This is a genomic window from Chitinophaga qingshengii (assembly GCF_014529935.1).
Lineage (GTDB): Bacteria > Bacteroidota > Bacteroidia > Chitinophagales > Chitinophagaceae > Chitinophaga > Chitinophaga qingshengii.
Genome location: NZ_JACVFC010000005.1, coordinates 91,492 through 106,756, shown reverse-complemented (window position 1 = coordinate 106,756; position 15,265 = coordinate 91,492). Strand labels below are relative to the sequence as shown.

General features: G+C 47.6%; 13 protein-coding genes. 8 read left to right on the top strand and 5 right to left on the bottom strand.

From position 1 onward, the window contains the following. Positions 1-21 precede the first annotated feature (21 nt). Positions 22-468, top strand: coding sequence for a GNAT family N-acetyltransferase (locus tag ICL07_RS27520; protein ID WP_188091286.1), 447 nt, complete (start codon positions 22-24; stop codon positions 466-468). Between the two features lie 53 nt (positions 469-521). Here the strand turns inward: ICL07_RS27520 and ICL07_RS32835 are convergent, their stop codons facing one another. Beyond that, complete coding sequence (locus tag ICL07_RS32835) at positions 522-680, bottom strand: hypothetical protein (RefSeq protein WP_425490652.1); 159 nt, start codon at positions 678-680, stop codon at positions 522-524. Between the two features lie 151 nt (positions 681-831). Here ICL07_RS32835 and ICL07_RS27510 point away from each other — a divergent pair, with 151 nt between their 5' ends. From ICL07_RS27510 to ICL07_RS27480, 7 genes are all read left to right on the top strand, one after another. After that, positions 832-1,401: a Crp/Fnr family transcriptional regulator gene (locus tag ICL07_RS27510; protein WP_188091284.1), complete on the top strand. Its 570-nt coding sequence runs from the start codon at positions 832-834 to the stop codon at positions 1,399-1,401. A gap of 114 nt (positions 1,402-1,515) precedes the next feature. Beyond that, entirely contained in the window at positions 1,516-1,908 is a 393-nt protein-coding gene (locus tag ICL07_RS27505) for a RidA family protein (RefSeq protein WP_188091283.1), read from the top strand. A gap of 150 nt (positions 1,909-2,058) precedes the next feature. After that, the gene (locus ICL07_RS27500) at positions 2,059-2,793 is read left to right on the top strand and encodes a helix-turn-helix domain-containing protein (RefSeq protein WP_188091282.1); all 735 of its coding nucleotides are present in this window, start codon (positions 2,059-2,061) and stop codon (positions 2,791-2,793) included. A gap of 73 nt (positions 2,794-2,866) precedes the next feature. Further along, positions 2,867-3,400 carry a dihydrofolate reductase family protein gene (locus ICL07_RS27495; protein ID WP_188091281.1) on the top strand — a complete coding sequence of 178 codons (534 nt, stop codon included), beginning with the start codon at positions 2,867-2,869 and terminating at the stop codon, positions 3,398-3,400. 94 nt (positions 3,401-3,494) lie between these two features. Continuing rightward, positions 3,495-4,187: a response regulator transcription factor gene (locus tag ICL07_RS27490; RefSeq protein WP_188091280.1), complete on the top strand. Its 693-nt coding sequence runs from the start codon at positions 3,495-3,497 to the stop codon at positions 4,185-4,187. Then, positions 4,184-5,440, top strand: a complete 1,257-nt coding sequence (locus ICL07_RS27485) for a sensor histidine kinase (protein WP_188091279.1) — start codon at positions 4,184-4,186, stop codon at positions 5,438-5,440. Before ICL07_RS27490 ends, ICL07_RS27485 begins: the two co-directional genes overlap by 4 nt. Before the next feature lie 68 nt (positions 5,441-5,508). Further along, positions 5,509-7,977, top strand: coding sequence for a TonB-dependent receptor (locus tag ICL07_RS27480; RefSeq protein WP_188091278.1), 2,469 nt, complete (start codon positions 5,509-5,511; stop codon positions 7,975-7,977). A gap of 28 nt (positions 7,978-8,005) precedes the next feature. Here the strand turns inward: ICL07_RS27480 and ICL07_RS27475 are convergent, their stop codons facing one another. The 4 genes from ICL07_RS27475 to ICL07_RS27460 all read right to left on the bottom strand — a co-directional run bounded on the left by ICL07_RS27475 (position 8,006) and on the right by ICL07_RS27460 (position 15,261). Next, complete coding sequence (locus ICL07_RS27475; RefSeq protein WP_188091277.1) at positions 8,006-9,490, bottom strand: S41 family peptidase; 1,485 nt, start codon at positions 9,488-9,490, stop codon at positions 8,006-8,008. Positions 9,491-9,590: 100 nt separating this feature from the next. Beyond that, positions 9,591-11,024, bottom strand: coding sequence for a metallophosphoesterase (locus ICL07_RS27470; RefSeq protein WP_188091276.1), 1,434 nt, complete (start codon positions 11,022-11,024; stop codon positions 9,591-9,593). A gap of 18 nt (positions 11,025-11,042) precedes the next feature. Further along, the gene (locus tag ICL07_RS27465) at positions 11,043-12,455 is read right to left on the bottom strand and encodes a hypothetical protein (RefSeq protein ID WP_188091275.1); all 1,413 of its coding nucleotides are present in this window, start codon (positions 12,453-12,455) and stop codon (positions 11,043-11,045) included. A gap of 10 nt (positions 12,456-12,465) precedes the next feature. Then, positions 12,466-15,261, bottom strand: a complete 2,796-nt coding sequence (locus ICL07_RS27460) for a TonB-dependent receptor (RefSeq protein WP_188091274.1) — start codon at positions 15,259-15,261, stop codon at positions 12,466-12,468. Positions 15,262-15,265: the final 4 nt, after the last annotated feature.

Below are 15,265 nucleotides of genomic sequence, written 5' to 3'. Positions count from 1 at the left end.
AAACGCTAAATCATCATAAAAATGGTACAAATTGTCAAAGCGGGAATTGAACATCTCGACGAATTCGCAGCACTATTCAACAGTTACCGGATCTTCTACCGTCAGCCTTCCGATCTGGAAAGAGGTAAAAATTTTCTGCGCGAAAGGATTACCAACGGAGAGTCAGACACCTTCCTGGCGATAGTAGATGGGAAAGCTGTGGGATTCGCACAGCTCTATTCTCTCTTTCATTACAAAAAGCTCGAGCGTCAATGGTTGCTGAGCGACCTGTTTGTAGACCCCGATTACAGAGGACGCGGCCTGTCTGTTAAGATCATTGAACGTTGCCAGGCTTTCTGCGACGAAACAGGCGCCTGCGGCCTGTTGCTGGAAACCGAAAAAACGAACACCATCGGTAACCAGTTATACCCCAGAACGGGTTTTGAAGTGGACAACGAACATAATTACTACAACTGGTGGAAAGCCTGAGTGCCTGCATGGCTGATGGGTGCTGTTTTCTTTGAAAACAGCACCCATTCTTTTTAACATGCCCGGCGTGTGCAAAACACCATGCTAGGCAATGGATCACAGGGATTCTCCGTCAGCGGGTCCGAAATTTTTCTTCCTGCCACCGCACCCGTTGGCGACTCACTTAAACGCGCCACGACTTTTTTGCTCAACACGAGTTTCTGCAAATGCATTTTCTTTTTCATCGTTTGTAAATTAGAGGTTAAAAGAGAAGTGTCTGTTAAGCTACAGTATTATCCGACACCGTGCTATCCCGTAAAAAAGGGATTTTTCCGCCGGACAGGATACCCTTAACTTTGGGGATTCAACTTCATCTCGTTATATATGCAGGAAAAGCTACGGCAACACATAGAAAAAATAGTTCCGCTGACCGACGAAGAGTTTGCCCTGGTACTTTCCCATTTCGTGCCTAAAACGGTCAAAAAGAAGGATTTTCTGATCCGGCAGGGAGAGCCTGTCCGCCATTGCTATTTTGTTGTTTCGGGCCTTCTAACGCTCATATACGATGATGATTCCGGGAAGCAGCATATCGTCTCTTTTGCGATGGAAGACTGGTGGGAAAGCGACTACCTCGCCTACTTTACCCAAACCCGGGCCACTATGTCGCTGCAATGCCTGGAAGATACGGTGGTATATAGCCTTTCCCTGGAAGGATATCAATTGCTATGCTCACAACTCCGGAAAATGGAGCATTTTTTTCTGCAAAAAGCCAACGCCGGTCATATTGGTTCACAACGACGTATCCTATCATTCCTCACGGCCAACGCCAAAGAAAGGTATAAGCAACTGTTACAACGGTATCCCACCTTGCTGCAACGCGTTCCCAAAGCCCTCCTGGCCTCCTACCTCGGCGTTTCCAGAGAAACCCTGAGCAGACTTTGGCATTCTTCCTGACGTTTTAAAAATGTGCGGTTTGTCACATAAAAAGAAAGGCGCCCAGTCCAACTTTGCAGGGTACATTTTTTTTATCGCCGGACTTTTGAGGGTCCGCAACAAACCAACAACAACATGGAAAAACGAATCATTAATCCCTGGCAATGGCAGGACGAGCGTAATTATGCCCAAGCCGTAGAGATCAAACAACCCGGCGGCATCCTGTACTGCTCAGGTCAGGCAGCCGTACATCCCGATGGACGTTCCAGTACGGATGATATGCGTACGCAGTTCCAACTGGCGCTGCAGAACCTGGAACAGGTAATCAACACGGCGGGATATGCCTGCAACGGTATTGCCCGGTTAACCATCTACAGCACCTCTTCCGCGGAATTCATCGCCACCTGTTTTGATCTTTACAAGGAATGGATTGCCCGGCACGAGGTTAAAACAGCACTGACCGTGCTGGAAGTAAACGGTCTTTTTGAAACACTGAAGGTAGAACTGGAAGCTACTGTGGTGAGATAAGGCCATTTTTTCATGTAGATATTTTATCATTTAGAGGGCTTCTAAATAATAAAATATCTACATGAAAAAATTATATACTTCCTGGCCCACCATATACGGTGTGCCGCCGAAAATCCCGACTGGAAGTAATTGTGTACATTTGCCGGACAAATGAAGTACTGCGAAATAAAACCGTCCTCCACATTAACGCCTTTTATCCATGCTTACTGGGAACTAAAAGGAACCGAACACGACCATCAATGGGAACGTAATTTCCCGGATGGATGCGCCGGTGTGGTCATCAATTTGGGTGATACCTGTCTGACCGACAACGGAGCAGTGGCCATGGAGTTTGGAAAAACGTATGCCGTTGGCGCCATGACTGCTTTTAAAGACAGCTTTATAACACCCCATACACATTTGTTGGGTGTTTGCCTTAAACCGGCAACGTTTGCAAACTTCTATCATTATGCTTCTCAACATGAGCTAAAAGATAATACCGTTGCATTCGAAAGATCCTATTCATTTGATCTCAACAAAATGCGGGAAACCCCCTTCCATTATCTGAACTATTTTTTTTCAGATCGTATTAAAGACAAAAAAATCCAGCTACAATCCATCATCAACGATATACACGCCTCCAACGGGCAATTTAATATCTCAGAACTCTCAAAGCGGCATTTCACCAGCCCACGTCAGTTAGAACGGCAGTTTAAGACACAAATCGGCATCTCTCCCAAAGAATATTCAAACATTATCCGTTTTCAGAAAGCGCTCAGCATCATCCGGAACGCCGGTAACAGGCCAAGCTTGGCCGATATTGCTTTTGAATGCGGCTTTTATGACCATTCGCATCTCACCAACGAAATCAAACGGCACACCGGCATTTCACCGTCACAGCTTTAATTTGTCGCTTTTTTCCAATAAAGAAATGATAAAGGGGTATTAATTTTACAACAGTAACTAAATCAACGAACGAATGCGAAAATTATCACTATTTATTGCCACCAGTTTAGATGGCTACATTGCCCAACCCAACGACGACCTCAGCTTTCTGAAACTGGTAGAAAAGGAAGGGGAAGACTATGGCTATACGGAATTTACTTCCACCATTGACACCATCATCATCGGCAGAAAAACATATGATTATGTGCTGAAAGAAATTGGCCCTTCCCATTACGACAACGGCCAAAGAGACGTGTATGTGATCACCAGAACCGAAAGACCCGATACCGGCAGGATACATTTCCACACAGGAGACATCACCACGTTAGTACAACAATTAAAAAACGGAAACGGGAAAAACATCTACTGTGACGGCGGAGCTGAAGTTATCAACGAACTGCTCAAAAGCGACCTGATTGATGAATTTATCATTTCCGTTATTCCCATATTATTAGGCAACGGTACCCGGTTATTTAAAGACGGAAGGCCTGAGCAAGTCCTTGAGTTTATGACCGCCAAAACATTTGACACAGGGCTGGTACAACTACACTACAAACGAAAAAAATAACCTGATAACAGATGTCCGGCCGGACAAATTTCATATTAACTTAACATACACATAAGGCTTAAATAACCAATTTTGCAGGGTAAGCCTACAAACTATGAGATTACTAATTATTGAGGACGAAAAGCCCCTGACTAAAAGCATCCATAGTTATCTCCTGCAAAGCAATTATTTATGCGATGCCGCCTATAATTTCTCTGAAGGCAGAAGCATGCTGGAAAGCAGCGCCTATGATTGCATTGTGCTGGACATCAACCTGCCCGGAGGCAGTGGCCTGGAGCTGCTGCAACATATGAAAAAACGCAAGGTCGATGCCGGCGTCATCATTATCTCCGCCCGCAATTCCCTGGACGACAAAATCAACGCCCTGCAGCTGGGCGGCGACGACTACCTGACCAAACCCTTTCACCTGGCGGAACTCACCGCCCGCATCAATTCCATTATCCGCAGGAAAAATTTTGACGGTAATAATATTGTCATCTTTGATAAGCTGACAGTCCACCTGCTGGACAAAACCGTCAAAACCGGTAACGCAGAGATTCACCTTACCAAAAAAGAATTTAAACTGCTGTTGTATTTTATCAGCAACAAAAACAGGATCGTTACCAAAGAAGCTATTGCCGATCATTTATGGGAAGACTACGCCATGCTGGGATATAGCTATGACTTCATCTACTCCCATATTAAAAACCTCCGGAAGAAACTGATAGAAAAGGGCTGCCCCGACTATATCAAAGCGCTCTATGGCATGGGATATAAATTCATCGCGGAAGAAAATCACGTAGCATGAAGCTGATCGTGCATTATAACCGGCACAACTTTTTCATCCTCACCCTGTTGTTTATCCTCTTCGGGATAGCCAGTTACAAACTGACTAAAAATGTGTTGCTCAACGAGCTGGACGAAAGCCTGGAAGATGCCATGGACCGGGTTAACGGTTACGTGCAAACGTATCATGCCCTCCCTGCGCCCACCACCTATGATAATTTGCTGATTTCAACAGAGCCTGTCTCCCACCCCGTAGACAAACCTTATCTGACTTACGTTAACGGGGATATCACCGTAAAAGGGAAAAAACATATTGGCCGTACCCTGACGTTTTCCGTCTCCCTCGGCCGGCAATATTACAATATCATCATCAGCAGGCCACTGGAAGGAATCAAACATATCACCAAAGCCGTGATGCTGATTACCATGACGATGATCCTGTTGCTGATCGTGGTACTGGCACTGGTAAACCGTTTCGTGGTATCCCGCTTATGGCGGCCCTTTTATGGCACGCTCAACAGCCTGAAAAATTTCCGGCTGAATAATACTGATGCCGTAGAATTTAAAAAGAGCAACATCGAGGAGTTCAGTATTATGAACGAACACCTACAGCTGGTGACCAGCAATGCCACCAAGGAATACCATCTGCTGAAAGAGTTTACGGAAAATGCGTCCCATGAGTTTCAAACACCCCTCGCCATCATCCGGTCCAAACTGGACGTACTGATCCAGCAGGACAATTTCACGGAAGAACAAACAGCAGTACTGGCAGAAGCGTATAGCGCTGTTACCCGTTTATCGGGATTAAGCCAATCCCTGTTACTGCTGACTAAAATCGAGAACAACCAATTCAGCGATCAGCGGGAGATACCCCTGCATGACGTACTGCAGCAGAAGGTCAGCCAGTTTGAGGAGATCTGGAAAGATAGCGATATTTCGTATAGCCTTCAGGTATACCCTTCTTTTGTGAAGATGAATGCAGACCTGCTGGATATCCTGCTGAACAACCTGTTCAGCAACGCCACGCGGCATAACAGGCCAGGCGGCGTGATTCATATTTCATTGGACAATACATCCGTTCATATTGCCAATACCGGCGCCTACGAAGCCCTGGACGGCGAAAAAGTTTTTTTCCGGTTTTATAAAAGCGCTGTCAACAATGCGTATAACGGTCTGGGGCTCTCCATTGTAAGACAGATATGCATTGTATCCCATCTCTCCCCTGCCTACGAATACAAAAACGGTTTGCATTATTTTTCCTTTCACTGGCAATAGACGCCCCTATTCTACAGAAAGCACCCAGAATTGCCTGTTAACTTGCGGCACATATTTAAGCCGATGATATGACCTTTACAAAAATAGTGCTGGCAGCTATCCTTCTTTTTGTCGTTGAATGCAGCTATGCACAAAGTGCGGCTTCACTGAAGATAGTCGTGAGAGATGCCGACAGTCGCCGCCCGCTGGACAGGGCCACCGTTATCCTTACTGTTGCAGGTAGCGCAAAAAACTACGCTACCGGATTTACCGATAGTGCCGGCACCTTTACCCTGCATGCCCTTCCGGCAGCCGGGTACCAGTTAACTGTCGGCTATGCCGGTTTTGAGCCCTACCATACGCAGATTACCATTACGACCACCGACAAGGGTATTATTGAAAAAGAAATTTTACTGCAAACCGCCAGTAAAACACTGAACACCGTCTTAGTGACCGGTAAAAAGGCACTGGTGGAAAACAAGATAGACCGGCTGGTATATAATGTGGACCAGGATGTCACCTCCCAGGGCGGCATGGTGACCGATGTATTACGCAAGATTCCCCAGGTAACCGTAGACGCCTCCGGCAACGTAGAGCTGCTGGGCAATCCCAGCGTTCAGTTCCTGATTAACGGTAAACCCTCTACGATGTTCGGCGCCAGTGTGGCCGATGCCTTACAATCCATTCCCACATCCCAGATACAGCGCATAGAGGTGATGTCCAGTCCCGGTTCCAAATACGATGCAAAAGGTACCGGAGGCATCATCAATATCATCCTGAAAAAAAATAAAACACAGGGCTTTGGCGGCACCATCAATGCCACCGCCGGTACCCGGCTGGAAAATGGAGCGCTTAACCTCTATTACAAAGCCAACAATTTATCTGTAACGGGCTATTTCAACGGCAGCGCTCAACTGACGGCCCAAACCAAGACAGAGAACCAACGTTTTGCCACGGACTCTTTTTCCACCAATAAATATTATCTGCAACAAAGCGGCGTGAATGACTTTTACCGTAACAGCTACCAGACCGGTATCGGTGTGGAATGGGATGCCAGCACCCGGGATAATATCGGCTTCTCATTAAGCTACAACCACTTTGGCAACAGTAATGACGGTATCATCCGGCAATATAACAATACCAAAGACGGGAACGGACACCTGCTTTCAGAAGAATCCAGTGTGAGAAATGCGCTGACGAAAGTCAATAACGGATCGCTGGACCTATCGCTGGACTACCGGCATAAATTCAAACGTGACAAACAACAGCTATCCATTGTATTGTACAGTAGTCACGGCAACAACCTGGCGTCTTATTCCCAGACCCAGCGTAACAAAGACAGTGAAACAATATCCGGCGGATCCAGCAGCCACAATCCCGGTACTGACCAGCTTTTCAGTTGGGCCATCGACTATGCTCATCCCATTACAAAGGATTTTTTACTCGAAGCCGGTGTAAAAACAGAGATGGAAACATTGTCCAGCAGCGCGCAGGTACTTTCCTATAATCCGGCTGAAGGCGGTTTTACCCCCGATGCGCAACAATCTTATTCCTCGGTTTTTAAACGCCAGGTATATGCCGGTTATGTTTCCGGTACCCTGAACCTGTTTCAGTATTTAAGCGTACTCGCCGGCTTTCGCTGGGAATACACTACCAACCGTGCCACTTACGATAAGGCGCCCAGCACCACCATCCCCGATTACAACAATGCCGGGCCGTCTATCACGGTCGCCCATACGTTTAAGGGAGAACAAACCCTGTCCTTCAGTTACGCCTACCGGCTGGAAAGGCCCGACTATCGTGACTTAAACCCATTCGTCAATCTGGCCGATCCGCATAACATCACCATGGGTAATCCTTTTTTGAAACCGGAGATTGGCCATGATTTTAAATTGGGCTATAACCGGAATTTCAATGGAGATAACAACCTCAACATCGTGCTGCTGTATACCCATAACAGTCCGGATATTAAGTCTTACACCACTTTCCACCCGCAATTTACGATAGGCGATGTTGTATACGACAACGTGAATGTGATCCGGCGGGACAATATCGCGTCAGAAACCCGTATCGGCGCCAATATCTCCGGCAGCCTGGCATTGGGGAGGGTGATTACCATCAGGCCAAATGTACAGGTATACCGGCGCGAGACCGACAACATACACGCCGTTCCCAATCGTATCAGCGGGTTTGAGTACCGCATGAATCTCAATACCAGCTGGCAGATCACGAAAGACCTGATAGCAGAAGTATTTGGCAACTATAAATCGGGTATCCGCTGGCAGGGACGGCAGGCCGACTTCCTCACCTATACCTTTGCCGTGAAGAAACAGTTATTCAACAACAAAGGCAGCATTGGTCTGGTAGCTGTCAATCCTTTCTCCCAAAACCTGAAACAAAAAACAGTCCAGGAGACCGTAAATCTGAACGCGACCAACCTGTTATATATTCCCTACCGTTCTTTCGGAGTGAACTTTCTGTATAAGTTTGGGAAAATAAAAGTGGCTAAGTCAAAAGATGCAGAAAATCTGTTGACCAAGCCACCGGTAGAGAATTGATATATAAAAAAGCTGTATTAACGGGGTATTATCTGGCTATTATCTCCAAAGCCTTTTGTAAATCGAGGTCTTTTTTAGTGAGTATATCCATCGGCGTATAGGCCACCACGTAGTCCGGGATGATACCGTGTCCAAAGGTGGGGTGGCTTAATACAGACACCACGCGCAGCAAAGGGAACTCTATCACGATTCCGGTGTTGGGCAAAGTTAGCCGTTGAATGGAACCACCACTGCAACCTTCGGAACCACCTGCCGTTTCCCGCCCAATAAATACAGCCGACGGACAGTATTGTTTAATCACTGCCGCCGTATGGGCTCCCGAAGAAAAGGTGGCCCCATCGATCAACACAACCATTTTGCCGTTATAATGGTCTTTTTTATCCAGGCCTGTGTTGCTAAGCATAGGTCCAAAATCAGGTTGAAAATCTATTTGGTAATGCCCATTCTTCCTGATTCCTGTTGGTTTAAAACTTTGGATAAAGCTTGTAGTCCTGGCGGTATCGAAGTATTTTTCAAAACGAGTGGCGCCGGGATCGGGGACTCTTGCCCACAGGTCGCCGACCATTTGAAAGGGTGTATCAGCCAGGTAGGTTAACAGCTTTGCGGCGACCCTCAAATCGCCGCCGGTATTGTGTCTTAAATCGATGATGAGATTTTTGATGCCTTTTTCACGGATTTCACGGAATGCTTTTTCATAGATGAGAGTATCGCCATATTGATAAGTGTGCACTTCAAAGCTGGCGGTGGTTGAATTATTCAGGAAACGCAGGGGTAGGTAATCGGTACTGGAAGCGGTGCTCCAATCTTTGTAATTATCCACTTCCTGTACTACCTCAGCCAGCGGCGCTTTATCCGGCAAGGTATCTGCTGTAATGGATTTTAGGGTCCCCTGTAACGTTTTCAGCTTAATTTCGTAAGGTGGTTTCCAACGGTAGTATTTATTGCAGGCATCTTCAAAACCACCATATTCACTTAAAAACAGTTCCTTAAAGGTCCTGTTGTTGCCGTCAGCAGCGTACAGATCGGCACCATGACCAACGATATCCGCCACCGGTACCCCGTTGATACTCAGCAATTCGTCGCCGGTTTGCAGAGTCTTCAGCTGATGTGTAGTGACCCACACCCTGTCGTTTTGTACCAGTACCTGAAATGGCAACTGTGGTAATCCGTCCGCTGCGACAGGTTTATAATGCACGGAATTCTTCACCTGTGTATGTCCACATTTTAAAGCACTCACAAAGGGATAAATAGCCGCTATAAATTCATTTTCCGATAATGGCTGCCGAATGGCATCGCGTGTTTTTTTATAAACTGCCTGTAAGCTGTCTCCGGAGGTATATAAACCATAGGCGGGGTGAATATCCCGGAAAGCCTCCCATAAAATGGTCAGATCTTTCTGCATCCCCGCTACTTCCAACAACTGCCGGTTTTCTATGGTTTTATCTGCTGTGGTTCCTCCATGACAGACGGTCAGGGCTAGTGCAAGCCATACAATTAATGAGCGCTTAAACATCTACATGTATTTTGCTTCTTACAATGTAATGCTTAAAAATCCGAATTGCAACTTTTAAAACAACGGGCGTCTGTTTGATGACAGAGACGCCCGTTGTGATTTATTTGGAGATCGTGAAGGTATCCAACTCTTTCCCTTCTTCCGACAGCTGCCGGAAAATGATTTTATTTCCGTTTACATCCGCCACCGTAAAGGAATGAATATCGGAGATGAATTTGTGAGTAAATGGCTGCCAGGAATCGGTATCCGTTTGTTGATCTACGTTGTACAGTTCCTGTCCGCCTGCACCGGTAACCAGGTAAATGATACCGGCGGGTTTAGTCTGCGACTGTCCATCGAAAGTTTTGTCCAGCGTCCATTTTCCATTTACCACCCTGCCGCGGATGGTTTTATTGTCTTTACCGCCCACCAGCAAAGTGCCTTTTTTATCCGGTGCAAAACGCATCGGAAAGCTGCGCTGGTAGTTGTGTACGTGTCCGTTCAGCACCACATCCACATGACCTGCTTCCAATATGGGCGACAGCAACCGCATTTGCTGCTGTTCGAAATGGTCCCGGGCAGAACTGAATCCGGGATGATGAAACACCACCATTTTCCAGACGGCGTCCTTAGCGGATTCCAGGTCATTGGCCACCCATTTCAACAAAGTGCTATCGGTCCAATCCACATAAGTATCCGAATCAATCACTGTCCAATGTGTATTACCGTAGTTGAAAGAGAAATTGCTCATCACGGGGTAAGCCTTTCCCGCAGCGGTTTCAAAGGCTTTTTTATTTTCCGGCGTAGCCTTCATGAAAGGCACTACGGCGCTTCCTTCCGCGGCTGGCAGGCCATTCAGCGGTTGGTCCCAGAAAGCATAGTAGGCCAGCGCGTCCGGGTGATTGTTAAGATCCCGGGTATCACCATCGTGGTTGCCCATAGCCGCCACGAAGGGAATGGAGCGCATCAGTGGCGCACCTTCCGCACTGGTTGTATCAGCGTTGTATACCGGCCAGAATTTAGTCCGGTATTCGGAGATCAGGCCTCTTTCGTATACAATATCTCCCGGCACCACTACCAGATCGGGATGAACGCCATAAGCCTGCTGTGCCAGCGCCTTAGCGCTGGGAGTACCCGCGCCGATGTCGCCAAAGGCCACAAAGCGGTAGGGTTGGTCCTTTTCTTTGGGGGCTTTTCCCCTGGCGGAGAAGACCAGTTTTTTGTTTTTCAGTATCCGGTAGTGGAAGTCGCTACCGGAAAGCAAACCGGTCATTAATGTTCTGTAAACGAAGTGGGTACCGATGTTTGCCACCGCTACCCGGGTAGCTTCCGGAGGGCTGGTCTTTTTCCAGGTGTTGGTACCGACAGCTTTCGTTTCTACTTCCCAGTTAGTACTGCTGTCGGTACTATGCCATAACAATTCCAGCGAAGTGGCCGAAGGCTGATAGCCTATCTGCAAATACGGCGGTGTAATAAAAGGTTGGCCGGTTTGGGCTTTCAGACCCTGGCAGCATAGGGATAAACCCAGTAACAAAAAATAAGTTTTCTTCAGCATGCTATGCAATATTTAACATCAGTGTTTGTTGCCATAACCATTGAATTGGTAACAGCCCATATCTTTTCCCGGCGGCGTTATTTCCGTAGCGCCATAGATAGGGTCCACCGGTACGTCCGCCCTCGGTCTGAAGCCGGTATAACCTTTACCAATACACGGAGAGCCGGCTTTCAGGTGAAAATCATATTTACCTACAAAAGAAATATCGCGCAGGTTAAGTCCGGCAGGCATGGGGCAAGGGCCATTGACAAACTGCGGATTGTTGGCCCCCGGTATAGTGGCATTGGCCGTATAGGCGGTACCGGGAGTCCATCCGGCCGGCAAAAAAGAAGCCGGGGCCGGAAAATCTGTCGCCGGCGCTTTGCTGATGCACACACTGATAGCCATGGAAGGATAAATATTGTTAGCCACCGAAGCGGAATCAGTATACGTGTAGTTGTAACCGTAAGCCAGGTTGGCAGTATCTGCGATGGGGTTCTGTACTACGCGCAAACCAAACTTACAGTTTACAATCAGGTTGTTGTAAGCCATACCACCAGCGCCTTCTTCAAAATTGATAGAACCGCCACGGCCTGCGGAGGAACGTCTGTAACCGCAGTTAACGATGGTATTGTTATACATTCTCATATTGCTGTTGGGTACGCCGGCAATAGCGCCGGCATTGGATAGCTTGGGGCCATTGGTCGCCATGCCGATGCACAGGTTATAGGCAAAATCACCTCTTAAACCCGCTTTCCCGTTCATGGCTTCGCCGCCCGTATAGCCGCATTTTTCAAAGGTATTCCGCATGATAGATACCTTACCGCCGAGGATACGCAGCGGATCATCCACACTACCATATATCCAGGAATCTTCCATTACAAAAACACCGTTGGGATTCTGGAAAAACAGCGGGTAAGGGTTGGCATAAATCTGCCGGATACCGCTGGCTGCCGGGATAGCGGCGCCTCCAAATTCAATACGTGTCCATTTCATCACCATCAGCGGACAGGTAGGTCCACCGATGATACCCACCCACTTACCGCGGAGCGCCGGGTCCTGGTTAGGATCTGCACCATAGGTATCTGTTTTCTGAACACCCGGATAAGTAAACAGGTTGGGCTTTTCCTGTGTACCCAAAGAGATGAGTGTTCCTCTTACTCCGAGTCCGAAGTTGCCGGTGAACTTGATCGTTACCCCCTCCTGAATGATAAGGGTATCATTTTCATTCACAAAAATATCCCCGCATACGGTATAGGTTTTACCCGCCAGCATGGTGCCTTTAATGGCATTGTTCAACGGGTCTGATCCCAGGCAAGCGGCATCACTCACCGGCGAGGCAATGGCTTTAGGCGCTTTGTACAGGTCTTTCTGATCTTCCGCCTTATTACATGCAACGCCGCATGCCAGCAAAATCAACAGGGAAACAATATGTAAAATGCGATGTTTCATACAGCTATTTTTAGAGTTTGTATCTGAAACCAAATAAGAAAGAGGTTTTGAAATAGTCTTTCTGCACCACGATTTTATCATCGGGCGTGGACTGCTGGCTCAGCGGCACGCTGGTTTTCTGCAGATAGTTGTTGTAAGGTAAATGCATGGCCGTAATGGTAGGCGTATTCGTCAGGTTGTTAAGTTTTCCGTAGAAAGTCAGCTTCCGGTAAATACGCTGTTCAAACGACAAGTCCAGCTGGGTAGTAGGTTGCAGCCAGTAGTGCAGGCCTGCATAGGTGTTCAGGATGGCCAACCGTTCGCCGGTATATACCACCGCCACCTGTACATCGGTACCGGTACTGGTGTTTTTATACAGTACCGAGAGGTTGCCGATGTGATTGGCCTGTCCCTGCATAGGCCTGGTTTCTGAGATATATTTGTCCGTGATGCCCAGCTGCGGGTCACGGTATTTATAGAGCATACTATCGTTGGTGATACGGGAATGGGTATACGTATAGTTGGCGGAGATACCGAAGGAACCGACGTATTTAATGAAGACCGCTTCAAAACCATAATTGGTAGCGGCGGTACCGATATTCACCGGTTTAAACACCTGGGTATTGTAACCAAATTTCCGCACCGACAATTCGATAGGATCGTCGATTCTTTTATAGAAAACACCCAGCAACAGCTGATCTGCTTTGCCCGGGAAAAGTTCGTACCGGAAATCGAAATTATGCGCCGTAGAGTGCTGCAGCCCTTCAGGGTTACCTCTTTCTTTAAACAGCTCGTAGTTGTCAGGACCATCCGGTATCAGTTCGGAAAACTGTGGCCTGGCGATGGCTTTGTAATAAGACAGGCGCAGGGTTTGGTTACGGAACAGCTGATATTTTAATTGCAGGCTGGGTAAGAGATCTGTATAGGTAATGGTCCCGTCTTTGTAATCTGCCGTTGGCGGTAATTGGGTGTTGTATTGCTGATGGGTATGTTCTACTCTCAGACCGCCCAATGCTTCGAGCTGGTGGGTCAGTTGCCATTTACCTTGCAGGTAACCCGCAGTAATATCTTCGGTGAACGTATAGTTGTTACCGTTAAGCTGCGCCGTCGCATCCGATCCGATGAAAGTAAACTGAGCAGCATCTACCGTGGTAAACAGCTGGTTATTGCCATTAATACGCAGGGGATTCAGGGTGTAGTAATTGTAGAAATTATCTCGGTTTTTATGCCGGTACAAGGCTCCGCCTTTCGCTTCAAAAAAGCGGTTGAACAATTTTGTTTCTTTGGTATAGTTGGCATAAAAGGACAGATCCCTGTCGCTGTTTTTCATCCAGCTGCGGTTCATCGAGTTGAGGATATCTTCACCGGCCAGTTGCACTTTATTACCCGTTCTGTCTACGCTCAAACCGCCATGGGAAAAGGAGGTCTGATCGGGTATGGTATTTTTAGCCATAGAATAGGCGGCCGACCAATCCACTTTACCGGTATTACTCAGTTGATGTTCGCCTTGCAGGGTAGCGTTGTAAATAGACTGGTATTGCCAGGTGGTCCTGGATGAATAAGAGAGCGTCTGGTTGATAGCATTGGTGGTATCGATGGATGTTCTCACCTGGCGGTCATCCAGGTTGACATACGTGGAAAACAGGGAGATTTTATTGCGGGGATTGAACCGGTAATCTGCCTTACCGCTCACCCCTATACGCTGGGTACGGGTAGAATACTTTCTTTCCCGGAGAAATTCAAAAGAAGGGATATTGTCCACATTAGGTGTGGTAGCGGTGGTAAATACGGAAGTAGCCGTTCCCCGGTACTGATTCTGGTAACTGCCGGATAAGATAACCCCCAGCGCTTTGTTTTTACCGAAGCGGTTGCCGACCGTGATCCCTGCCGTAGTATTGACAGGCGCGGATTTTGGGGTATAATCCATATGCCCCAGCGGGAACTCAGCCTCCTTCGCTGCATAGGCAGGTCCATTGATCTGGTTGGGAGACCTTTTATTCATGCTGCCGGTAGAGAAGGATTGAAAGGGTTGTTCCCCAAAGATGTTATTATAGCCGCCGGAAACATTCACCTGCAGCAATTTGGCGGCAGGCGCATCTTTCATTACCAGGTTGATGGTACCGCCAATGGCATCACCTTCCATAGCAGGAGTGAGACTTTTGCTGACCTCCAGTCTTTCCAGTAGTTCAGACGGGAAGAGGTCCAGCGGAATAAAGCGGCTTTTATTGTCGGGGCTGGGTATTTTGATATTATTGACCAGGGTATTGATATACCGTTTGTCCATACCGCGGATAATGGGATAGCGGCCTTCACCGGAGCTTCCCTTTTCGATGGTGACACCGCTGACCCTTTGCAGGGCATTGGCTACCGTGATATCGGGCAACAGCTGCAATGTTTTGGAAGACAGGATATTCACCACCTGATTGGCTTTCTGCTCCTGGCTTCTGGCGCCTGCCTCGTCGCCTTTGCTGCCTATTACCGTAATCCCGGAAAGATCGCTGTGCAACGGCTTAGCCAGGATGTTGATCACTGCTGCATCATGCTCCGATTTAACCCGTACCGGGCCGGCTTTAGCCACGGAATAACCAATATAGGTGGCTATCAGCTCATAGTCGCCCGGCTGGAGGTTTTTAAAATGGAAAGACCCGTCCAGCTTTACGATGGCTTTACCGGAAGTACCTTTCAGTACCACGGTGGCGCCCACCAGCGGCTCCCCTGTTAAAGCATCCGTTACCCGCCCTTTGATTACCTGCGAGTAGCCTTCCAGTGTGACAGATGCAAGAAATGCTGAAAAAATTAGTTTGGTAAATTTTTTTGCAGTGGCCATAATT

Coding starts and splice junctions, on each gene's coding strand:
- ICL07_RS27505 (WP_188091283.1), top strand. CDS start 1,516: ATGGAAAAACGAATCATTAATCCCTGGCAATGGCAGGACGAGCGTAAT.
- ICL07_RS27495 (WP_188091281.1), top strand. CDS start 2,867: ATGCGAAAATTATCACTATTTATTGCCACCAGTTTAGATGGCTACATT.
- ICL07_RS27510 (WP_188091284.1), top strand. CDS start 832: ATGCAGGAAAAGCTACGGCAACACATAGAAAAAATAGTTCCGCTGACC.
- ICL07_RS27500 (WP_188091282.1), top strand. CDS start 2,059: ATGAAGTACTGCGAAATAAAACCGTCCTCCACATTAACGCCTTTTATC.
- ICL07_RS27475 (WP_188091277.1), bottom strand. CDS start 9,490: ATGTTTAAGCGCTCATTAATTGTATGGCTTGCACTAGCCCTGACCGTC.
- ICL07_RS27485 (WP_188091279.1), top strand. CDS start 4,184: ATGAAGCTGATCGTGCATTATAACCGGCACAACTTTTTCATCCTCACC.
- ICL07_RS27480 (WP_188091278.1), top strand. CDS start 5,509: ATGACCTTTACAAAAATAGTGCTGGCAGCTATCCTTCTTTTTGTCGTT.
- ICL07_RS27520 (WP_188091286.1), top strand. CDS start 22: ATGGTACAAATTGTCAAAGCGGGAATTGAACATCTCGACGAATTCGCA.
- ICL07_RS32835 (WP_425490652.1), bottom strand. CDS start 680: ATGCATTTGCAGAAACTCGTGTTGAGCAAAAAAGTCGTGGCGCGTTTA.
- ICL07_RS27460 (WP_188091274.1), bottom strand. CDS start 15,261: ATGGCCACTGCAAAAAAATTTACCAAACTAATTTTTTCAGCATTTCTT.
- ICL07_RS27470 (WP_188091276.1), bottom strand. CDS start 11,024: ATGCTGAAGAAAACTTATTTTTTGTTACTGGGTTTATCCCTATGCTGC.
- ICL07_RS27490 (WP_188091280.1), top strand. CDS start 3,495: ATGAGATTACTAATTATTGAGGACGAAAAGCCCCTGACTAAAAGCATC.
- ICL07_RS27465 (WP_188091275.1), bottom strand. CDS start 12,455: ATGAAACATCGCATTTTACATATTGTTTCCCTGTTGATTTTGCTGGCA.